Annotated in this window: 24 protein-coding genes and 1 riboswitch; of the genes, 22 read left to right on the top strand and 2 right to left on the bottom strand. The window is 42.5% G+C overall.

Annotated elements, in window-relative coordinates; genetic code table 11:
- The first annotated feature begins 92 nt into the window (after positions 1-92).
- From J7I96_RS10940 to J7I96_RS11040, 21 genes are all read left to right on the top strand, one after another.
- A complete protein-coding gene (locus J7I96_RS10940; protein WP_214768018.1) occupies positions 93-560 on the top strand; it encodes a flavin reductase family protein in 468 nt (155 codons plus the stop codon).
- Between the two features lie 11 nt (positions 561-571).
- Complete coding sequence (locus J7I96_RS10945; RefSeq protein ID WP_214768019.1) at positions 572-2,053, top strand: 4-hydroxyphenylacetate 3-hydroxylase family protein; 1,482 nt, start codon at positions 572-574, stop codon at positions 2,051-2,053.
- A gap of 31 nt (positions 2,054-2,084) precedes the next feature.
- On the top strand, positions 2,085-2,834 hold the full coding sequence (locus J7I96_RS10950; RefSeq protein WP_214768020.1) for an IclR family transcriptional regulator: 750 nt from the start codon (positions 2,085-2,087) through the stop codon (positions 2,832-2,834).
- Between the two features lie 42 nt (positions 2,835-2,876).
- The gene (locus tag J7I96_RS10955; protein WP_214768021.1) at positions 2,877-3,437 is read left to right on the top strand and encodes a 3-hydroxyanthranilate 3,4-dioxygenase; all 561 of its coding nucleotides are present in this window, start codon (positions 2,877-2,879) and stop codon (positions 3,435-3,437) included.
- Positions 3,422-4,468 carry an amidohydrolase family protein gene (locus J7I96_RS10960; RefSeq protein WP_251025035.1) on the top strand — a complete coding sequence of 349 codons (1,047 nt, stop codon included), beginning with the start codon at positions 3,422-3,424 and terminating at the stop codon, positions 4,466-4,468. Before J7I96_RS10955 ends, J7I96_RS10960 begins: the two co-directional genes overlap by 16 nt.
- Complete coding sequence (locus J7I96_RS10965) at positions 4,431-4,892, top strand: RidA family protein (protein ID WP_214923833.1); 462 nt, start codon at positions 4,431-4,433, stop codon at positions 4,890-4,892. Before J7I96_RS10960 ends, J7I96_RS10965 begins: the two co-directional genes overlap by 38 nt.
- A 48-nt stretch (positions 4,893-4,940) precedes the next feature.
- A complete protein-coding gene (locus tag J7I96_RS10970; RefSeq protein ID WP_214768024.1) occupies positions 4,941-6,416 on the top strand; it encodes an aldehyde dehydrogenase in 1,476 nt (491 codons plus the stop codon).
- A 17-nt stretch (positions 6,417-6,433) separates the two neighbouring features.
- Positions 6,434-7,216, top strand: a complete 783-nt coding sequence (locus J7I96_RS10975; RefSeq protein WP_214768025.1) for a 2-keto-4-pentenoate hydratase — start codon at positions 6,434-6,436, stop codon at positions 7,214-7,216.
- Complete coding sequence (locus J7I96_RS10980; protein WP_214768026.1) at positions 7,098-8,114, top strand: acetaldehyde dehydrogenase (acetylating); 1,017 nt, start codon at positions 7,098-7,100, stop codon at positions 8,112-8,114. The genes J7I96_RS10975 and J7I96_RS10980 overlap by 119 nt, the downstream gene beginning before the upstream one ends.
- A gap of 33 nt (positions 8,115-8,147) precedes the next feature.
- Positions 8,148-9,167: a 4-hydroxy-2-oxovalerate aldolase gene (dmpG, locus tag J7I96_RS10985; protein ID WP_214768027.1), complete on the top strand. Its 1,020-nt coding sequence runs from the start codon at positions 8,148-8,150 to the stop codon at positions 9,165-9,167.
- A complete protein-coding gene (locus J7I96_RS10990) occupies positions 9,164-9,937 on the top strand; it encodes a 2-keto-4-pentenoate hydratase (RefSeq protein WP_214768028.1) in 774 nt (257 codons plus the stop codon). Before dmpG ends, J7I96_RS10990 begins: the two co-directional genes overlap by 4 nt.
- 25 nt (positions 9,938-9,962) lie before the next feature.
- Positions 9,963-11,324: an MFS transporter gene (locus tag J7I96_RS10995; protein ID WP_251025037.1), complete on the top strand. Its 1,362-nt coding sequence runs from the start codon at positions 9,963-9,965 to the stop codon at positions 11,322-11,324.
- Positions 11,325-11,756: 432 nt separating this feature from the next.
- Positions 11,757-11,886: riboswitch (TPP riboswitch) on the top strand.
- A gap of 136 nt (positions 11,887-12,022) precedes the next feature.
- Positions 12,023-12,706, top strand: a complete 684-nt coding sequence (gene tenA / locus J7I96_RS11000) for a thiaminase II (protein ID WP_098185327.1) — start codon at positions 12,023-12,025, stop codon at positions 12,704-12,706.
- Between the two features lie 15 nt (positions 12,707-12,721).
- Entirely contained in the window at positions 12,722-13,300 is a 579-nt protein-coding gene (locus tag J7I96_RS11005) for an ECF transporter S component (RefSeq protein ID WP_214768029.1), read from the top strand.
- Positions 13,301-13,318: 18 nt separating this feature from the next.
- Positions 13,319-14,782 carry an ABC transporter ATP-binding protein gene (locus J7I96_RS11010; RefSeq protein WP_214768030.1) on the top strand — a complete coding sequence of 488 codons (1,464 nt, stop codon included), beginning with the start codon at positions 13,319-13,321 and terminating at the stop codon, positions 14,780-14,782.
- Positions 14,783-15,559, top strand: a complete 777-nt coding sequence (locus J7I96_RS11015; RefSeq protein WP_214768031.1) for an energy-coupling factor transporter transmembrane component T family protein — start codon at positions 14,783-14,785, stop codon at positions 15,557-15,559.
- Positions 15,560-15,599: 40 nt separating this feature from the next.
- Positions 15,600-16,211 (top strand): thiazole tautomerase TenI, encoded by a 612-nt coding sequence (gene tenI / locus J7I96_RS11020; RefSeq protein WP_214768032.1) that lies wholly within the window; start codon positions 15,600-15,602, stop codon positions 16,209-16,211.
- Between the two features lies 1 nt (position 16,212).
- Positions 16,213-17,337, top strand: a complete 1,125-nt coding sequence (thiO, locus tag J7I96_RS11025) for a glycine oxidase ThiO (RefSeq protein ID WP_214923831.1) — start codon at positions 16,213-16,215, stop codon at positions 17,335-17,337.
- Between the two features lie 14 nt (positions 17,338-17,351).
- The gene (gene thiS, locus J7I96_RS11030) at positions 17,352-17,555 is read left to right on the top strand and encodes a sulfur carrier protein ThiS (RefSeq protein WP_214768034.1); all 204 of its coding nucleotides are present in this window, start codon (positions 17,352-17,354) and stop codon (positions 17,553-17,555) included.
- Position 17,556: 1 nt separating this feature from the next.
- Entirely contained in the window at positions 17,557-18,324 is a 768-nt protein-coding gene (locus J7I96_RS11035; RefSeq protein WP_214768035.1) for a thiazole synthase, read from the top strand.
- Positions 18,321-19,340: a thiazole biosynthesis adenylyltransferase ThiF gene (locus tag J7I96_RS11040; RefSeq protein WP_214768036.1), complete on the top strand. Its 1,020-nt coding sequence runs from the start codon at positions 18,321-18,323 to the stop codon at positions 19,338-19,340. The genes J7I96_RS11035 and J7I96_RS11040 overlap by 4 nt, the downstream gene beginning before the upstream one ends.
- A gap of 187 nt (positions 19,341-19,527) precedes the next feature.
- Here J7I96_RS11040 and J7I96_RS11045 read toward each other — a convergent pair whose 3' ends face one another.
- Complete coding sequence (locus J7I96_RS11045; protein ID WP_063576391.1) at positions 19,528-19,671, bottom strand: small acid-soluble spore protein P; 144 nt, start codon at positions 19,669-19,671, stop codon at positions 19,528-19,530.
- Between the two features lie 116 nt (positions 19,672-19,787).
- On the opposite strand from J7I96_RS11045, the gene J7I96_RS11050 reads away from it, so the two are divergent.
- On the top strand, positions 19,788-20,051 hold the full coding sequence (locus J7I96_RS11050; RefSeq protein ID WP_063593346.1) for a hypothetical protein: 264 nt from the start codon (positions 19,788-19,790) through the stop codon (positions 20,049-20,051).
- Between the two features lie 159 nt (positions 20,052-20,210).
- Here the strand turns inward: J7I96_RS11050 and sspO are convergent, their stop codons facing one another.
- Positions 20,211-20,363: a small acid-soluble spore protein O gene (sspO, locus tag J7I96_RS11055; protein WP_034312428.1), complete on the bottom strand. Its 153-nt coding sequence runs from the start codon at positions 20,361-20,363 to the stop codon at positions 20,211-20,213.

A 20,363-nucleotide genomic window follows, 5' to 3' on the forward strand; every position in this document is an offset into this window, starting at 1 on the left:
TTCCTATAATTTCACATTATGAAATTATATGGTTTTTAAAAATATTAAGTTTACTATAATGAATTCATAATAAAAGAGTAGGAGGTGATTAGTTGGATGGGCGAGAGTTGAGAAATTGCTTTGGTAAATTCCCAACCGGAGTCACGATAGTGAGCTGGTTTGATGGGGAGGTTCAAAAGGGCATTACTGTGAATTCATTTACCTCGGTTTCCTTGGATCCCCCGCTTGCTTTGGTATCAATTGATAAAGAAGCAAAAGCCTGCACGAGCATGAAAGATAAATCTTTTACCATTAATATTTTGTCGGATGAACAAGAATCCATTGCATGGCAATTTGCGGGCAGCAACCAGGGAACACTTGAAATCGACTGGGATAACAAGGGGATTTCGCCAAAAATTAATGGAAGTGTTGCTTGGATGGAATGCAAGCCATGGAAAGAGTATGATGCTGGTGATCATATGTTGTTCATCGGTGAAATCCAGAAGTTACATTTTGAAGATTTGGAAGCGCTTACTTTTTATCAAGGGAAAATGGGGTCTGCTAAACAGCTTGTAAAATAAGGGGGATTCTGATGGGCATTAAAACGGGCGAAGAATATATTAACAGAATTAAATCAAGGAAACCGGAAGTCTGGCTTGGTGGAAGAGTTGTTGAGGATATTTATAATGAGCCAATTTTCAAACAGCCAATTCAAGAAATTGCAAATTTGTATGACATTCAACATGATCCGAAATATCAAGATGAAATCACTCACATATGCAAAGAAACCGGAGAACGTGTTAACAATGCTTTCTTATTCCCGAAGACATCGGAGGATTTGCAAAAAAGAAGTAAATTATTTGAAGTGTATGCAAGGATGACATATGGACTTATGGGTAGAACGCCGGACTTTTTAAATGTCGTGGTCACTTCCATGGCGCATAACTCCTGGTTTCTTGATAAATACAACCAAGACTGGTCAAAGAACATCAAGGATTATTATACCTATATTCGTGACAATGATTTATTTTTAACGCATGCAATAATTAATCCTCAAAATGATCGAAGCAAGCAATCTCATGAACAAAAAGAAACATATACCCACTTAGGGACAGTTGAAGAAAAAGAAGAAGGAATACTTGTACGCGGTGCAAAAATGTTAGCAACCCTGGCACCGATTACAGATGAAGTGATTATCTATTCTTTCCCGGGATTCACACCAGGCGATGAACGTCACGCGGTTGCATTTGCATTGCCTATCGATACGCCCGGACTGCGCATAATCTGCCGGGAACCAATGCAGGACGGGACACGCTCGATGTTTGACCATCCACTGGCTTCCCGCTATGAGGAAATGGACGCCCTGCTTGTATTCAATGATGTACTGGTTCCTTGGAATCGCGTCTTCCTTTACAACAATGTGGAGGCGGCAAACCGCTTATATCCAATGACGGGGATCGCTGAACAGCCTGCTCACCAATCAGGCGTGAGGGGATATATTAAACTGGCATTTGCCGTTGAGGTTGCTTGTAAAGTGGCAGATTCCATCGGAGTTGATGGATTCCTGCATGTACAGCGTGATTTGGGTGAACTTGTTCAATCCGTCGAAGTCATCCGTTCACTGCTCCGGGTAGCTGAATATGAATATACGATTAATGACTACGGTGAGGCCCGGCCAAATCCGGATGCATTGGAAACGATTCGCGGCTTCCTTCCGGAGATGTATCCGCGTGCCATCGAGGTTATCCAGACCATTGGAGCTGGAGGGCTGTTGATGTCTCCTACAGGAGCAGACTTTGATAATCCGGAATTGCGAGTGGATATCGATAAATATTATGGAGGGCGAAGCGGGGTTTCAGCCGAAGAGCGCGTTCGGGTGTTTAAACTGGCTTGGGATTTATGCGGGGAAGCATTTGGACAGCGCCTCCTTCAATATGAACGCTATTATACGGGTGATCCAGTTCGGAAAAGAGCGATTTTTTATAATAAATATAAGAAAAACAACAACTTTAGCATGGTCGACGAAGTACTTAACAAACCGATGCAAGTAGCCATCGATGCGGTTAACCAGTAATTTTTATAATTGAATAGGGAGGGGGGCCGTCATGATTTCGTCCGTTGAGAAGCTTATAAAGATACTGGATTTATTCACTAATGAGGAACCCTCACTTGGAAATAAGGAGATAGCTGAAAAATTGAAAATGAGTCCAAGCTCAGCACATCATCTAGTGAAAACGATGTGCAAGGAAGGCATGCTCATCCAAGGAAAAGATCGAAAGTACCGGCTTGGATGGAAGTTGCTTGAGTGGAGCAGTAAAGTCATGTATCAGCAGGATATTCATTATGAGGCGGGTCCAATTATCAGTAATCTTGTCCTGCAATTTAAAGGTAATTCTCACATCGGGATGTTTCACGAAGGCGAAGTCAGGTTTGTGATGAAAATGTCGTCCCCTCATGCCGAGCATATGACCACATATATAGGGGCAAGAAAACCAGCTCATTGTACGAGTACGGGGAAAGTATTGCTTGCCTTTAACCCATCTTTTATTCAGCCTACGCTCGCAAAAGGGCTATTGAAGCACTCAACTAACACGATCACTTGCATTAATCAATTGAATGAAGAGTTAAAGGACATCCGCAATCAAGGATTTGCTATTAGTGATGATGAAAATGATTATGGCTTATATGGTGTAGCTGCACCCATTAAATCCTATAACGGCCAAGTCATTGCGGCACTTAACCTTGTGGGGGATCGAAATTATATGATCGGGAAAGAAAAAACGAGAATTATTCAGTCGGTGATTCGTTCGGCACAAATGATTTCAAAACAAGTTGGTTATATGTCACTAGTGTGATTTTTTTAACTATTATGAAAATGGAAGCGGGAGGTAGTATTTATGAAAGGATATGCTCAATCTTCAAAATTACAAGCTAAATCATTAAATCTACTAAAAGTTATTGAAGACAATAAAGATTTATTGAAACCGCCGGTTAATAACAAAGTGCTTTGGGAAGATTCCGAATTCATTGTCATGCTACTGGGGGGTCCGAATTTTCGGCGTGACTTTCATGTAGACCCTTCTGACGAGCTATTTTATCAGATAAAGGGTTCCTGCTATGTAGAATGCATCAACCAAGACGGCGAACGCGAAGTAGTGGAGGTGAAAGAAGGGGAAATGTTCATGCTGCCAGCTGATGTACCTCATTCTCCCCATCGTGTTTCTGATACTTACGGCATTGTCATAGAGCGTAAGCGTGCTAAAGATGAGCTTGAAGATTTTGTTTGGTTCTGCGGGATTTGTAACCATGAAATGCACAAAGTTACGATCCAATTGACGAATATCGAAATCCAGGTGAAAGAAGCCATCGAGGCTTTCAACGGAAGCGAAGAACTTCGCACCTGTAGTGAATGCGGTCATGTCATGTCAGAAAACGTTGAGGCTTGGAAATGCGAATAGATTTTCATACACATATTCTTCCGTTGGACCTGCCTGATTTAACCGGTGCATTTGGTCAGGGACGCTGGCCAGTGTTAGAGCGGAAATGTTCTTGCGGAGCGGATATCATGGTAAGCGGAAAGCTGTTCAGGAAAGTGACTGACCAGGTATGGGACCCTGAAAAGCGCATTCAGGATATGGATGCCGAAGGAGTCGATATGCAGGTGCTTTCACCGGTGCCAGTGACATTTTCATACTGGGCGCCGATAGATCAGGCGCTATACTTGTCCCAGTTCCAGAATGACTTCATTGCCGAGACTGTGAACATTCATCCTGACAGGTTCATCGGTCTAGGTACTGTACCGCTTCAGGATATGAAAGCGGCAATTGATGAAATGGAACGCTGTAAATTTGAACTTGGCCTGGCGGGGATAGAGATCGGTACTAACATAAATGGAGAGAATCTGGATTCTCCTGTTTTATTGGAATTCTTTCAAATGGCTGAAAAATGGAATGTCCCGCTGTTTATACATCCATGGGAGACAATGGCCAAAGACCGAACGGAACGGCATAATCTCATGTATACAATCGCGATGCCGAGTGAAACGGCATTGGCGGCAGCAAGCATTGCATGGAGTGGCGTAATGGAAAAGTTCCCGAATCTGAAACTCTGTTTTGCCCATGGCGGGGGCTCTTTTCCATATATTTTACCGCGGATCGATCAAGGTTGGGAAGTATGGCCGGAGTTAAGGAAAACATCAATGCCGCCAAGTCATTATGCACAAAAGTTTTATTTCGATTCCCTCAACTATGAGCCCAGGAATATTCAGTATTTGATTGACCGTTTTGGATATAAGAAAGTGCTGATGGGTTCCGATTATCCATTTTTATTGAGAGAAAAGCCTCCCGGTCAAGTGATTGATGACACGCTAAATCTCTCGGATGAAGTGAAAGCGAATCTACTTGGAGGAAATGCATTGAGGTTTTTAAATTTGGACTTGCGAGGGGAGAAGCATGGAAAAACAGATCAAAGCGCCAGAACAAGTACTTGAGGAACTTGGTATCTTGCTTGAGCCGCCAAGGCAAGCGGTCGGCAACTATGTCAGCCACGTCCGGGTGGGAAATCTGATTTTCACATCCGGACAAGGTGTAGATGATTTTCACGGAAAGGTTGGCAAAGAGCTTACGGAAGAGGAAGGGTATCAGGCAGCGAGACAGTCAATGATTAATCTTCTGCGAGTGCTGAAGGATGAGCTTGGAGAACTATCCAGAGTGAAGAAGGTCATCAAAATTCTCGGAATGGTTAATTCAGCCGAAAATTTCACAGGACAGCCCAGAGTATTGAATGGCGCATCTGACCTGCTTGTGGCCGTATTTGGAGAGAGGGGCAGACATGCTCGGTCAGCAGTGGGAATGGCCCAGCTTCCAAATAACACTGCAATTGAAATTGAAATGATTGTGGAAATACAAGATTGAGGCACATGACTAAGCCCGTGTCTCAATGAAGGGAGAGGGATGTTCATCATGCAAGCAGCAAAGGATAGCATGAATACAGTTAAATCAATAGATTGCCGGCACTTCATTAACGGGGAATTCCTGAATCCAAATCAATCCAAGACTTTTGACAATATCAATCCCGCAACGGAAGAAATACTTGGATGGGTTGCAGAAGGAGGGGAAGAGGAGGTGAATCAAGCTGTTTCTGCAGCAAGACATGCGCTTAAAGGTCCTTGGAAAACTTTTACCGATAATGAACGCTCGGCTGTTTTAAGGCGAATCGGCGATCTCATTTTGGAAAAGAAAGAAGAACTGACAATGTTGGAGACCCTTGATACAGGGAAACCATATAGCCTAGCAATGGAAATGGACATCAAGCGTTCAGCTCACAATTTCCACTTTTTTGCAGACTATATAACTACACTTGGCAATGAATCCTTCAACCAGAACAACATAGCACTTCATTATTCTATTAGGCGGCCGGTAGGAGTGGTAGGGATGATTAATCCTTGGAATTTACCATTGTTATTATTGACTTGGAAATTGGCACCATGCCTGGCAGCCGGCAATACAGCGGTTATGAAACCAGCTGAACTAACACCGATGACAGCGACGAAGTTAATGGAGATTTGTAAGGAAGCGGGAGTTCCCGATGGCGTTGTCAATCTTGTGCATGGATATGGTGTGAATTCAGCAGGAGCTGCTCTAAGTGAACATCCGGATGTTGATGCGATAACATTCACTGGGGAAACAAAAACGGGAACGGCGATCATGAAAGCTGCCGCGCCCACGTTGAAAAAAATCTCTTTTGAACTGGGCGGGAAAAATCCGAACATCGTGTTTGCAGACTCGAATCTTGATGAAGTAATCGAAACGACATTGAAATCAAGCTTCATGAATCAAGGTGAAGTTTGTTTATGTGGATCACGAATCTATGTTCAGCAAGAATTGTATGACGAATTCCTTGAAAAGATGGTTGCCCGAACAAAAAAATTAAAAGTCGGGGACCCGTTTGATTCCGAAACGGAAGTAGGAGCTGTAATAGGAAAAGAACATTATAAAAAAGTTATGACGTACATTGATCTGGCGAAAGAAGAAGGAGCGAGAATATTAACTGGAGGAAGAAGGGCAGGACAGTTTGAAAAAGGATTTTTCATTGAACCGACGATCATTGCCGGAGTTACGAGTGAATCCCGTTGTGTACGGGAAGAAATTTTTGGTCCTGTGGTAACGGTCATGCCTTTCGAAACGGAAGAAGAAGTATTGGAGCACGCTAATGACACTCATTACGGACTGGGGGCAACGATCTGGACCAATGATTTAAGGAGGGCGCATCGAGTCGCTTCTAAAATAGAAGCGGGCATTATCTGGGTGAATACCTGGTATTTGCGTGATTTGCGCACACCTTTTGGCGGCATGAAGCACAGCGGCATCGGTCGCGAAGGCGGATCGCATAGTTTCGAATTTTACAGTGAATTGTCTAACGTCACGATTAAACTATAAAAAAGGAGGAAAGCAACATGAACGTTAGTATTACAGATTGGTCTGCCAGGTTTTTAAAAGCGGAAAAAACAGGAATGGGAATTTCGGCCCCTACAAGTGAAATTCCGGATTTGGATGTGGAGGATGCTTACCAAATTCAGCTTGAAACGATTCGAAGGAAAACCCAGGCCGGTCTGTTAGTATCAGGTAAGAAGATAGGCTTGACTTCAAAGGCTATGCAGGAGGTTCTGGGAGTGGATGAACCGGATTATGGACATTTACTAGATACGATGAAAATAGAAAATGACGGCTGCATTTCGAGTTTGCGGTTAATCCAGCCAAAAGTGGAGGCAGAAGTAGCTTTCATATTAAGGAAAGATTTACATGGCCCAAATATTACGGTTGATGATGTAATCGAGGCCACTGATTATGTGGTTGCTTCGATCGAAGTGGTTGATAGCCGGGTGAAGGACTGGGAGATTAAACTTTCGGACACTGTGGCGGATAATGCATCATCCGGCTTATATATTCTGGGAGATAGCAAAATTCATTTGAGTGAAATCGACCTCCCTTCCATTCAAATGAGTCTATATAAAAATGGCGAATTCATTAACCAAGGAACAGGTGAAGCAGTACTTGGAAATCCAGCAACGTGCGTAGCCTGGCTAGCAAACAAACTGCATCGGTTTAAAGGCTCATTGAATGCAGGAGAAGTCATTTTATCAGGTGCATTATCAGCAGCGATCGAAGCGAAACCGGGTGACCGGTTTACTGCTGACTTTGGAGAAAAACTTGGAAAGGTATCGGTTAATTTTGAGTGAAAGGAGCACAACGGCCTTGAAAAAACTAAAAGTAGGCATTATAGGATCAGGGAATATCGGCACGGACTTAATGATGAAAATTCATCGGTCGGATGTTCTGGAAATGTCGGTGATGATTGGTATCGACACGGAATCTGAGGGTTTGAAGAAAGCTAGGATTCATGGACATCATGTCATTGCAAATGGCATGGATGGATTTTTGGAAAGGCCGGAACTTGCAGATATTTTATTCGATGCGACATCTGCGAAGGCGCATGTTTTTCACTGCGAAGCCTTGAAAAGGATGAACAAGAAGCTGATAGACTTGACTCCTGCCGCAATCGGACCGTTCATTGTTCCTTCCGTGAATTTAAAAGAAAATTTGAATGAGGCGGTTGTTAACATGATTACATGCGGCGGACAGGCAACAATCCCCATCGTTCATGCGATCAGTCAAGTCGCCCAGGTCGAATATGCCGAAATCATAGCGACAATTTCCAGTAAAAGTGCCGGTCCCGGAACCCGTGCAAATATTGATGAGTTCACACAAACGACGGCAAGGGCCCTGGAACAGGTGGGTAGAGCGAAAAAGGGGAAGGCCATTATTCTGTTGAATCCGGCTGAACCTCCACTCATCATGAGGGATACGATTCATTGTCTGCTTCAATCGGATTCCTTTGATGTGAAAGCAATAACAGCGTCCATAAATAAGATGGCGGAAAAAGTTTCTGAATATGTTCCGGGATATCGCCTGAAGACAGGGCCGATATTTGATGGAAAACAAATAACAGTCCTCCTGGAAGTGAAAGGGTTAGGAGATTTTCTTCCCGTATATGCAGGTAATTTGGATATAATGACGGCTTCAGCTGTAAAAGTTGGGGAAGAAGTCGCTAAATGCCATTTCGAACACTATGGTTGAATAAGAAATCGGAACTGTAAAGGTGGGGTTCATTTGAGTAAAGATGTATTGGTGACTGAAGTTGCATTGCGGGATGGCAGCCATGTAGTTGCACATCAATTCACCATTGATCAAGTAAAGAACATGACTGGAAAACTTAGTGCTGCCGGTGTCCCTTATATTGAAGTGTCGCATGGAGATGGTCTGGGCGGATCATCTCTACAATATGGTTTTTCAAAAGTGAATGATATTGAATTGGTGGAAGCCGCTGTTGAAGTTGCAGGCCAATCGGTTATTTCAGTACTTTTAATCCCTGGTATAGGGACAATCGACCAATTAAGAGAAGCCGCTCAAGTGGGGGCGAAAATGGCGCGGATTGCAACCCACGTAACGGAAGCGGACGTCTCAAGGCAACATCTGGAAGCTGCAAAAGATCTCGGTATGGAAGCAATCGGGTTTTTAATGATGTCTCACATGGCATCACCGGAAAAACTTCTTGAACAAGCCATTTTAATGGAATCCTATGGAGCGGATGCTGTGTATGTTGTTGATTCCGCAGGTTCTTTTTTGCCCAAAGACGTGAGGACGCGAATCCGGTTATTAAGATCAAAGCTGAATATCGATATTGGTTTTCATGCTCACAATAACTTATCACTCGCAGTGGCAAATTCACTTGTGGCAATTGAAGAAGGGGCGAATAGAATCGATGGCAGCATCCGTTGTCTCGGTGCAGGTGCTGGCAATACCCAGACGGAAGTGCTTGTTGCCGTTCTGGATAGGATGGGTATCCGTACCGAAATTGACTTATATAAAATGCTTGATCTTTCGGAGGAAGTTGGAAATGCAATCATGCCCAAGCCCCAGGAAATAACAGACTCTAGTTTAATCATGGGGTATAGTGGCGTTTACTCCAGCTTTTTATTGCATGCAAATAAAGCGGCGAAAAAGTATGGAGTTGACGCACGGGATATTTTGGTGGAGCTTGGTCGACAAAAAGTGGTTGGTGGACAGGAAGATACCATAATTGAAGTAGCTGAGCAAATGGCATTTCAGAAAGAAGGGACTTTAAGATGAAACTAGATCAACTCGCAATACGGGTAGCCGAATCGCAAAAAAACGGTCGTGAGATGGATAAGCTTACATTATCCAATCCTGATCTTACTGTAAATCAAGCATATGAAATTCAGAAGTTGAGCATAAATGAGACACTCACTGATGATAACAAACTCATCGGGTGGAAGATGGGCTTGACGAGTAAAGCCAAACAACAGCAAGTAGGGGTGGAGGAAGCGATATATGGCAGGTTGACATCTGCAATGGAACTAACTAAACCAGTATTAAAAGTTGGGGAGCTCATTCATCCAAGAGTGGAACCTGAATTTGCTTTTTTGTTCAAGGATGAATTGAAAGGTGCAAATATAACCGCGAAAGATGTCTGGCCGGCTGTGGAATGTGTATTTCTTGCTCTTGAAGTCATTGACAGCCGTTATAAAAATTTTTCTTTTACACTTACCGATGTAGTGGCGGATAACGCATCCTCAGCCAAAATCTTGCTAAGCAATCAAGCTTATTCTCCATATCACATGGACTGGGCTCAAGCAGAAGTTACGCTTTATCAAAATGGTGAAATGCAAAAGAGGGGTCGCGGTGAAGCTGTGCTCGATCATCCGATTCATTCGATTGTGGAACTGGTAAAAATGATTAGCCGTGAAGGACTTTCCATTCAGGCTGGAATGATTGTTTTGGTAGGCGGAATTACAGATGCCGTATCGATACAGGCAAGCGATGAAATAATGGCAGATTACGGTGAACTGGGGAAACTGACATTACATGTTATAGCGTGAAATATGGCAAAGAGGAGGGAATCTTTTGCGTGAAGTCAATGCTTCGGAAGTGGTAGGTAATAGTAGATTTGGCCGTTTTCATATAATGGTCTTCATGTGGTGTTTGTTCGCCATTACCTTCGATGGATTTGATATAGCCATGTACGGAGTAGGTTTGCCTTTGATGATGGAGGAATGGAACTTGACGCCAGTCGAAGCTGGCGGAATAGCAAGTTACTCATTGTTCGGTATGATGGTAGGAGCACTCATTTTTGCACCCCTGGCGGATAAAATAGGGAGAAAAAAAGTGCTGGCCATTTGTATAGGTCTATTCAGTGTTTTTACATTGCTTTCAAGTTTTGCCCCGAATCCTGCCTTTTTCTCGGTTATGCGATTTATAGCAGCCTTGGGAATGGGAGGATTAATGCCGAACGTCATCTCCTTAATGGCGGAATACTCACCCAAAAAGAATAAGGTGCTCATTGTAACCGCTATGTACTGCGGTTATTCCATCGGAAGCATACTTGCTTCTTTAATTGGAATGTTTGTAATGGAACAACTGAGTTGGAGGGTTTTGTATTGGATAGGGGCGCTTCCCTTACTGGCACTGCCATTCTTCATGAAGCAATTTCCGGAATCGCTTTCCTATCATGTTATTCGAAAACAAGGAGCAAAGATTGCTGGAATCCTGAATTGCATTGATCCAGACGGCGACTATAAAGAGTCGGATGATTATGAGTTTGCCAAAGTCCAAGAAAGGGCAAAGGGCTTTCCAATCAAGAAACTTTTTGAAAATAAGCGTACGCTTAGCACATTTGCGTTTTGGGTAGCTGCCTTTAATTGTTTACTAATGGTATACGGACTCAATACATGGTTACCCAAAATCATGCAGCAGTCCGGATACGGCCTTACATCCAGTCTATCTTTCAATCTTATATCTGGAATAGGACAAATTGGCGGATCGATCATTGGCGGATACTTAGTTGGGAAAATTGGCCATAGAAGAGTACTTGTATCCCTCTGTGCCATAGGTACGGCCTGTTTTGTCATATTAGGATTGAGCTCTAATCCAATAGCATTATATATTCTGATCGCTTTTGGAGGAGCCTGTACAGTCGGCACGATGAATTTAGCCAATACGTATATATCCGAATATTATCCGCGGGAAATAAGGACCACCGGGATAGGCTGGGCCTTGGCTTTTGGTAGAATTGGAGCCATTGTTGCCCCAACATTAATCGGATTGCTATTGGCTGCAAACTATTCGCCGCAAAATGCATTCATGGCCTTCACCGTTCCGAGCATAATGGCTGCCTTGGCGTTACTCGCCGTGAAAGAGAGGTATGGAAGCTATGATAAACTACAGCTTGAGGGAAATATAAAACTAAAAGCGACATCGAATGTATAATATTGTTTTTTAGTAGATGGCCAATATGCCAGCGGATAGTCATGCAGACTATTCCCTGACATATTGGCCATTTTTTAGAGAATAAAAGAGATTACGAGTAAAATTGCTAAACTCACGAGTAAACCGGCCAAACTCACGAGTAAAACTGTAGAATTCACGAGTATACCAGTAAAACTTACGAGTAACCAATAAATTCACGAGTAAGATTGCTAAATTCACGAGTAAAGCAGCTGAATTCACGAGTAAAACGACTAAACTCGCGAGTAAACTACTAAATGAGCTCCTTTTGATTAAATTCTTTGAAGGCTACGGGAAATGAGGGGATGGCAAGATTGAAAGTTTAGTAACCCTAATTCATGAAAACTTTTCTAATACGTTTGACAATTGGATTTATCGTGTTAATATTAAGGCAAATGAAATTTAATATACAATTTGTACCACTAGGGGTGCTTTATAGGTGAAAATGGATTTTTACCGCAGAAGCTGAGATTAAAGTATGACTTTAAGACCCTTAGAACCTGATCTGGTTTATACCAGCGTAGGGAAGTGGGGTCTGGAAGAATACGTTTCTGTATTATTTCTTGTACAACCACTTTCTTTACGTTTAAGAAAGTGGTTTTTTGTTTGCAAAAAAAGGGGTGATAAAAGGTTTTTTTCCGTAACATTCATTGAAAAAATACAATTTGGAGGTAATGGACATGAAGTTTTCTGAGGAAATCCGTAAGGAAGTTGATCACATTTGGGAAGCTAGTTTTAATCATCCGTTTGTAGCAGGAATAGGAGATGGCACATTGCCATTGGAGTGTTTCCGTTTTTATGTCATGCAAGATGCCTATTATTTATCTCATTTTGCTAGAGTACAAGCCTTAGGGGCAGTCAAAGCTACAGATTTACATACAACAAGCAGGCTTGCCGGCCATGCACAAGGAACATATGAAGCGGAGTTGAGGCTTCATGAGAATTTTTCCGAGAGATTAGGCATCACAAAAGAAGAACGGGAAAATTTCAAGCCTGCCCCGACTGCCTATGCTTATACTTCCCATATGTATCGTGCGGCTTATTCGGGACATTTAGGAGATGTTATTGCAGCTATCTTGCCGTGTTACTGGCTGTATTATGAGATAGGTGAAAAGCTGCAAGGGTGCATGCCCGAAGAGCCGATTTATCAAGAATGGATAGCGGCGTACGGAGGAGAGTGGTTCCGCACTTTGGTGGAAGAACAAATTGCGAGGCTGGATGAGATTGCTGAAAAAGTAACTGAAGAAGATAAGGCGAGAATGAAAGAGCATTTTATTCTCAGCAGCCAATATGAATACTCATTTTGGGAAATGGCTTATCGTTTAGAGACATGGCCCGTTCATAAGGAAACATTAGAAGTATAAAAGGAGAATGAAACAATGAAAAAAGGATTGAAATTAACGGATATATTAGTCACGATCGTGATTGCCGTAGCATTTGGAATCGTTTATATCCTTTGGGGTTCGATTTATTATTCCGTTAAACCATTAGGATTACATCTGGATCAACTTATTTATGGAATGTGGTTTATTGCTGGCCCAGTTGCCTTTTTAATTTTACGCAAACCGGGTGTGGCACTTTTGGCGGAGATAGCTGCAGCTTCCGGTGAATTCTTTCTAGGTTCGCCATGGGGGCTGACCGTACTGTTATATGGTGTGGTCCAAGGTTTGTTCGCGGAACTGGTGTTCATGGGGTTCAAATATAAAAAATTCAATATGCCGGTGGCCGTTTTAGCTGCGATAGCTTCCTGCCTGGCATCAGTTATCATGGATTTTGCATACGGGGAAATAGGTGCTCTTTCTACTTGGAATCTATCGTTATTCATGATAGCGAGGTTTGTGGGTTCCATATTCTTTGCAGGTGTGACCGCTTATTATCTAGTTAGAGTCCTGGAAGCAACAGGGGTAACTAATCTTGTGCGTCCGGTTTCAAATAAAGATTATGCAGAACTTGATTAAAAGAAGAGGTTGAGGGCCATGGAACCAATCGTTTCTGTTGAAAAGTTAAGAATGAAATTTCCCGGTGATGAATCTTTGATATTCAAGGACCTGTCACTATCATTTGATCAGGGAGAAAAAGTGTTATTATTGGGACCATCAGGATGTGGTAAGTCGACTCTGTTGCAAGTGTTAAGCGGATTGATTCCGAATTCCATCGAAGTTCCGATGAAAGCGGGGAAATTGAAATGCCCTTCTTCATGGGGGTATGTTTTTCAAGACCCTGATAGCCAGTTTTGCATGCCATTTGCCGATGAGGAGATTGCCTTTGTCCTAGAGAATCTTTCCGTCCCTAAAGAAGAAATGAAAGAGAAGATTCAAAATCATTTCCGTAAAGTAGGATTGAACCTGGACCATACAAGTATTGACACATTATCAGGCGGGATGAAACAGCGCCTGGCAATCGCTTCGGTATTGGCCCTTGAACCAGAAGTGCTATTTTTAGATGAACCGACCGCCATGCTTGATCCGGAAGGAACGAAAGAAATCTGGGACTTGTTGAAGGAAGTCGGAAAAGACAAAACGGTTATTATCGTCGAACATAAAATTGACCATGTTTTAGAATTCATCGAACGAATCGTACTTTTAAACGATGACGGTCAAATCATAGCTGATGGTCCAAGAGACACCATTCTTTCCCTATATAAAAATGAAATGAGAGAACATGGAATTTGGTTCCCTGGTGTTTGGGATGAATATATACAGAAGAATGCACCCACTAGGGAACACCAATTTACAGATGGTTTACCCCTCCTGGATGTGCAAGGATTTAGCGGTTTTCGGAATAAAGAGCAAAAAATCAAGGTTGAAGGGCTGAAGGTCCATTCAGGAGAATGGATTGTGATCAGGGGAGAAAATGGCGCGGGGAAGAGTACACTTTTGCATGCATTGATGCAGTTCATAAAAACGAAAGGTACGTATGAATTATTGGGGAACCCCATTAAAATGGTGAAAAATCCAACGGATCATATGACGTTTGTCTTTCAAAATCCTGAGTTTCAGTTCGTTGCAAATACTGTATATGAAGAGATTGCTTATTCATTGCGTATTGATAAAAGGCCCCAACAAGAAATAGATGGGAGAGTCCGCTCATTGCTTAAAGTGTTCCGCCTTGAGGCACATCGGGATAAACATCCATTTCAATTATCAATGGGTCAGAAGCGGCGCTTAAGCGTAGCAGCCTCAATCGTAATAGACAAAAAAATCATTCTCCTGGATGAGCCGACCTTTGGACAAGATTCGAAAAATACCTTTGCATTACTGGAATGGTTCGAGGAATATCGAAGCCGCGGAATAACAGTGATCATGGTAACTCATGACGAACATATTTTTAAAAACTTTGCAACCAGGATCTGGACGGTTAAGGACGGAAACGTAATAAGTGATGAAAACATTGCGCAACAAGGATTATTGGAGACCAAAGGTAAAAGGAGTGTCATGTAGATGAATGTTTCAAATGCAGAAACATGGCTCCATGGAATTAATCCAAGCCTTAAACTTGGAGTGCTGATTTTGTTATGCATCGTGGCGTTATTCATTCACGATCTGAATTATATGATGAATATCACCATTGGCGTATTACTGTTATTTTTGTTTTTTACCGGGCACTCGATAAAACGCATCCTGCTTTTGTCGATTCCCTTTTGTTTCATTTTTATATCCACCTCTTCTGCCATGATATTATTCGGTCAAGGTGAGACGCTTTGGTTTGAGTGGGGCCTTATATCGATTACGGAAGAAAGTTTTATGAGGGGATTACTGGTAGGCTTTCGAGCTTTGTTCTTTGCAGTCCTTGGTTTAACTTTTTCCTTAACGACGAGACCAGTGAACTTGTTTTATTCGTTAATGCAGCAAGTGAGGCTTAAACCGAAATATGCTTATAGTTTCATGGCGGCATTAAGGCTGATTCCCATCATGATGGAGGAGTTCCAAACGATACGAAACGCGATGAAGGTACGCGGCTTCGAAAGGGGAAAAGGAATGAAATCGGTATATTTAAAAATGAAAGCCTATTCCATCCCGTTGTTATCCGGAAGCATCAGACGTGCTCACCGAATCGCGGTTGCGATGGAGGCAAAGCGATTTACAGACACTCGGGATCGAACATACTATTATGAATTCGGGTTTTCAAAAAAGGACCATGGTTTCATTCTGTATTTTATCATCCTGCTGTTGGCCGGCTTTTATCTATCGATTCAATTCCCGTTAGTATCCATTTGATTTTTATGAGATTGTAACTTACTAGTTAGGGGTTCTTAGTATGGATGCACATGAATTGCATATTATTTCTACTGGGAAACAGCCAATTGAAAAGTTTGTGGAAATCGCTTCAAAGATTGAGGAATATGTTGATTACTTTTATCTAAGGGAAAAGCATAGGAGTGCATCGGAACTTTATCGAGCAGTGACCCTACTACATGATAATAAGATCCCGCTTTCTAAGATCATCGTTAATGACCGGGTGGATGTAGCCTGGGTTCACAAAGTATTTGGTGTGCAATTGGCCTTTCATAGTTTAGATGCAGAAATCGTAAAAGAAGCTTTTCCAGGGATGAATGTTGGCTGTTCGATCCATTCCATGGATGAAGCGAAAGCCGCATTCAGCAAAGGGGCCGATTACGCGATTTATGGACATGTTTTTGAAACGGTTTCAAAAATCGGCCTTCCTCCTAAGGGAGTTGAGGAGCTTTATGCAATCACTAGAAATGTGAATCTTCCGTTAATTGCGATAGGCGGAATAACTCCTTTCAATTGCCAAGCGGTACTGGATGCGGGGGCACGCGGAATTGCTGTCATGTCAGGTGTGCTGGAAGCTGAAAATCCGGTTGAAGCCGTTAAAGAATATGCGAAGTCTTTGGGAAAGGAGACATAAGATGAATTCCATATATGATGCAATAATTGTTGGGGGAGGAGTAATAGGTGGTTCCATTGCTTTCCAATTAGCCAAGCGAGGTAAAAAGGTCCTTTTATTGGAAAAAGACAGACTTGCCAGTAAAGCATCCAGTGCTGCAGCCGGGATGTTAGGGGCACAGTCCGAGTTAGATGCCGATAACCCGCTTTTTACATTGGCAAGCCGAAGCAGGGGGATGTTTCCTGAACTGGCGGAAGAGTTAAAAGACATAAGTGGAATAGACATCGAATTAGTGAACAAGGGCATGTTTAAGGTGGCGCAGACGAATGATCAAGCAGCCGAGCTGAAGAACATGATAAGAGTCCAGCAAGATGCGGGACTTGAGGCAGATTGGCTATCGACTGCCGAAATAAGGAAAATGGAACCGCTTTTATCGGATGAGATTAAAGGAGCTATGTTCATACCGAAAGATGGACAAGTTTCAGCGACTAGGCTGTCGCTCGCTTTTACTGAATCTGCAGCTGCCCTTGGTGTAGATATAAAGGAATTCGTTCATGTCTCCGATTTGGTTACTGAAAACGGATGTGTAAAGGGAGTGGTCACGAACATAGGTGTATTTTCAAGTGAAAATGTCATCGTGGCGGGTGGCGCTTGGAGTGCTTTCCTCCTGGAAAAATCAGGGATAAGACTCGACAGTTATCCAGTAAAGGGAGAGTGCTTTTCCGTCCTGAGCGAACGTCCATTGCTTGAAAAGACAATCTTCTCTCATGGCTGCTATCTTGTGCCCAAGGTTGGCGGAAGAATCATTGTCGGGGCAACGGTTAAAGCGAACACTTTCGATCAAAAGGTAAGTCTTGACGGGATTTCTACATTAATAGAAAGAGCAACGCAATTGCTTCCGGCGATTAAAGGAACCGAATTGGAAAAGACATGGGCAGGTATACGCCCCCAAACTGGGGACGGCTTGCCGTACTTTGGTGAACATCCGGCATGCAAAGGACTTTTCATTGCAACGGGGCACTATAGGAACGGCATCTTGCTGTCTCCAATTACAGGTGTACTTATAGCGGATATTTTGGAAAGGAAGGCAAATCCCGAATGGTTACCTTTTCGATTGGACCGTTCGATACAGCCCCTTTTTACTTGATGGAGGTGGATGAATTGGAATTGGTTATTAACGGGGAAAAAATACGGATTCCTGCTGAAGAATCAACAGTTACAGGGCTTTTGCAACACTTTAATCTACATCAAAAAGTAGTGATCGTTGAATTGAATGATGAAATATTAGCAAAAGAAAGTCTAAGTGAAACATTTTTGTCAAATGGAGACAAGGTAGAGATTGTACATTTTGTAGGAGGCGGATGATATGTTAAAGATTGGTTCTTATGAATTTTCTTCAAGATTATTATTAGGTACTGGAAAATATCCAAATTTCGATGTTCAAAAACAATCAGTAGAGGTTTCGGAGACGGAAATATTAACATTCGCGGTCAGGAGAATGAACATTTTTGAAGCCAGTCAGCCCAATTTTTTGGAAAAGCTTGATTTGGAGAAATACACACTCCTTCCCAATACGGCAGGAGCTAAAACAGCCAAAGAGGCAGTGCGCATAGCCCATCTAGCAAAGGCATCTGGCTTATGTGACATGATTAAGGTTGAAGTCATTGGCTGTCAAAAAACACTGCTGCCTGACCCGATTGAAACATTGAAAGCTGCTGAAGAATTAGTGAAACTGGGATTCACTGTATTACCTTATACTTCGGATGATGTCTTGCTCGCTAAACGCCTGGAAGAAGTGGGGTGCCATGCAATCATGCCCGGAGCTTCACCAATAGGCTCTGGTCAAGGCATTATAAACCCACTGAACTTACGGTTCATCATGGAACAATCAGAGGTGCCGGTAATTGTTGATGCAGGGATCGGAACACCCTCTGATGCAGCAATCGCCATGGAATTGGGGGCGGATGGCGTACTACTTAACACTGCTGTTTCTGGAGCAAAAGACCCGGTTAAAATGGCAAGAGCAATGAAACTTGCCATTGAGGCAGGGCGATTGGGGTATGAAGCAGGAAGAATCGAAAAAAATGATTACGCGATTGCAAGCAGCCCAGTTGAAGGGTTGAGCATTGGATGAATGAGCGTTATTCACGTCAAGAACTTTTTGGGCCTATTGGGGAAGAAGGGCAAATGAAAATTCGCAAAAAACACGTTTTGGTGATTGGAGCGGGTGCTCTCGGTACGGGAATTGCGGAAGGACTGGTACGAGCCGGAATTGGGAAACTCACCATTGTTGACAGGGATTATGTAGAGTGGAGCAACCTTCAAAGACAACAGCTTTATTGTGAAGATGATGCACAAAAAAGAACACCGAAAGCAGTGGCAGCGAAGAATCGCCTGAATGCGCTAAATTCGGATGTAATCGTAAAATCACATGTGGCGGATGTTTCGGTTGATGAATTGGCGATACTTATTGAAGGCGTGGATTTGATATTGGATGCCACTGATAATTTCGATACAAGGATGCTAATTAACGATACTGCACAAAAATATAAAATCCCCTGGATTTACGGTGCCTGTGTAGGGAGTTATGGGATAAGTTACACGGTGATCCCAGAGACGACCCCGTGTTTGAATTGTTTGCTGGAAACGGTTCCGATTGGAGGACTGACTTGTGATACGGCGGGAATCATCAGCCCTGCCGTTCAAACGGTCGTTGCCCATCAAATGGCGGAAGCTTTAAAAATCCTTGTCGAAGATCACGAATCGCTGAGAAACAAAATCGTTTCATTTGATCTATGGAAAAATGAACATTCATCCATAAATGTAGCGAAATTAAAAAAAGATACTTGTTTGTCATGTGGGTCAAATCGAACGTATCCCCACCTCTCTTATTCAAATCGAACAAAGACCGCCGTTTTATGTGGAAGGGATTCTGTCCAAATTCGGCCGGCAATGAAGGTTGAAAGAGACTTAGCGGAACTCGAAAATAATCTTATCGCACAAGGTGGTAAGATCGACAGGAATCCTTATTTACTTTCATTTACCATTGGAACCCATCGTTTGGTCGTTTTTAAAGACGGGCGGGCGTTGATTCATGGAACAAAAGATATTGCAGAAGCAAAAACGTTATATCATCGTTATTTGGGCTGAAATGGAATGGCATCGACTTGCAATTCACGTTTATACCCGTGAAATAGTGCCAAAAAAAGATGCCCTTATAATAGGAAGGTATCGAACATTTCCCAATGTATTTATTAGCTTCATAAATATAAAACGAAAGCGGTGTCTGCCTTTTTGGGGCGGCACCGCTTTGTTATGGAACGATTATATAAGCAACTTACATATCATGACTGCTATTATGCTTCTGACGGGAGTGCTGCCTGTTTTTCACCTTATGAGAACCGCTTAACGGTGCTGGTTGACCTGGGTTATTTCCTTTAGGAGCATTTTTTCGCATGTCTTTACCATCGTTTTTGTTCATGTTCGATCCCTCCTATCTCTTAAGATAATCAGTCCGTGAAATTTTATTCACATACATATATTTGCAAACCTCGTACATGCTATGGATGGACACTATATTTAAGGAGCTGAATCCAAATGCAGGATAAACAAGATAAGCGAAGGACTTTTCAGGAAGCCCAGCAAAGTTATCAACAAGTATTTGATGTATACTCATCCATTGAGAAAAACGCACCGAATTACGGAACGGAATTGAAACATGTGAAGCAGGAAGTGAACGAGGCCTATCAACAAATACAATCTGCTTTAGTCACCGCTTCAGAACATCAAAAAGAACAATTGAAAAAATTCGAACAGGATATCCAGGCAATCGTCAATGAGGTCAATTCTGAGGACTATTGAGTGACAGGTATCGTCATGAGTCCATGCGCTTTACTAGTGAGTTTTGCGCGTTTTACTTGTGCGTTTCCTGATTTTAGAATGGAATAGGCTTTTTGAAAAATGCAGGACATCTGCCATTTCAAAAAGCCTATCCTATTTAAAGCCTAGAAATGAGGGGAATCATTGGTTTTTCTTTCTTTTTTTATTGTTTTGTCTTTGCATTTCCGATAATGGCGGTTCATTTCCCAGTTCATCATTGTATCCAGCCCCATTACCTTGCGCTTTTGCTGCATTCATACCTGGTATAACATGATTTGCCTTTTGTTTTGTCAT

The organism is Bacillus sp. ISL-78, from assembly GCF_018613455.1.
Taxonomy (GTDB): domain Bacteria; phylum Bacillota; class Bacilli; order Bacillales; family DSM-1321; genus Peribacillus; species Peribacillus frigoritolerans.

What these genes read in the sequence shown, in the direction of transcription:
- J7I96_RS10945 (WP_214768019.1), top strand. Translation starts at nt 572, where the DNA reads ATGGGCATTAAAACGGGCGAAGAATATATTAACAGAATTAAATCAAGG.
- J7I96_RS10950 (WP_214768020.1), top strand. Translation starts at nt 2,085, where the DNA reads ATGATTTCGTCCGTTGAGAAGCTTATAAAGATACTGGATTTATTCACT.
- J7I96_RS10955 (WP_214768021.1), top strand. Translation starts at nt 2,877, where the DNA reads ATGAAAGGATATGCTCAATCTTCAAAATTACAAGCTAAATCATTAAAT.
- J7I96_RS10965 (WP_214923833.1), top strand. Translation starts at nt 4,431, where the DNA reads ATGGAAAAACAGATCAAAGCGCCAGAACAAGTACTTGAGGAACTTGGT.
- J7I96_RS10970 (WP_214768024.1), top strand. Translation starts at nt 4,941, where the DNA reads ATGCAAGCAGCAAAGGATAGCATGAATACAGTTAAATCAATAGATTGC.
- J7I96_RS10975 (WP_214768025.1), top strand. Translation starts at nt 6,434, where the DNA reads ATGAACGTTAGTATTACAGATTGGTCTGCCAGGTTTTTAAAAGCGGAA.
- J7I96_RS10980 (WP_214768026.1), top strand. Translation starts at nt 7,098, where the DNA reads ATGCAGGAGAAGTCATTTTATCAGGTGCATTATCAGCAGCGATCGAAG.
- J7I96_RS10990 (WP_214768028.1), top strand. Translation starts at nt 9,164, where the DNA reads ATGAAACTAGATCAACTCGCAATACGGGTAGCCGAATCGCAAAAAAAC.
- tenA (WP_098185327.1), top strand. Translation starts at nt 12,023, where the DNA reads ATGAAGTTTTCTGAGGAAATCCGTAAGGAAGTTGATCACATTTGGGAA.
- J7I96_RS11005 (WP_214768029.1), top strand. Translation starts at nt 12,722, where the DNA reads ATGAAAAAAGGATTGAAATTAACGGATATATTAGTCACGATCGTGATT.
- J7I96_RS11010 (WP_214768030.1), top strand. Translation starts at nt 13,319, where the DNA reads ATGGAACCAATCGTTTCTGTTGAAAAGTTAAGAATGAAATTTCCCGGT.
- J7I96_RS11015 (WP_214768031.1), top strand. Translation starts at nt 14,783, where the DNA reads ATGAATGTTTCAAATGCAGAAACATGGCTCCATGGAATTAATCCAAGC.
- tenI (WP_214768032.1), top strand. Translation starts at nt 15,600, where the DNA reads ATGGATGCACATGAATTGCATATTATTTCTACTGGGAAACAGCCAATT.
- thiO (WP_214923831.1), top strand. Translation starts at nt 16,213, where the DNA reads ATGAATTCCATATATGATGCAATAATTGTTGGGGGAGGAGTAATAGGT.
- J7I96_RS11035 (WP_214768035.1), top strand. Translation starts at nt 17,557, where the DNA reads ATGTTAAAGATTGGTTCTTATGAATTTTCTTCAAGATTATTATTAGGT.
- J7I96_RS11040 (WP_214768036.1), top strand. Translation starts at nt 18,321, where the DNA reads ATGAATGAGCGTTATTCACGTCAAGAACTTTTTGGGCCTATTGGGGAA.
- J7I96_RS11045 (WP_063576391.1), bottom strand. Translation starts at nt 19,671, where the DNA reads ATGAACAAAAACGATGGTAAAGACATGCGAAAAAATGCTCCTAAAGGA.
- J7I96_RS11050 (WP_063593346.1), top strand. Translation starts at nt 19,788, where the DNA reads ATGCAGGATAAACAAGATAAGCGAAGGACTTTTCAGGAAGCCCAGCAA.
- sspO (WP_034312428.1), bottom strand. Translation starts at nt 20,363, where the DNA reads ATGACAAAACAAAAGGCAAATCATGTTATACCAGGTATGAATGCAGCA.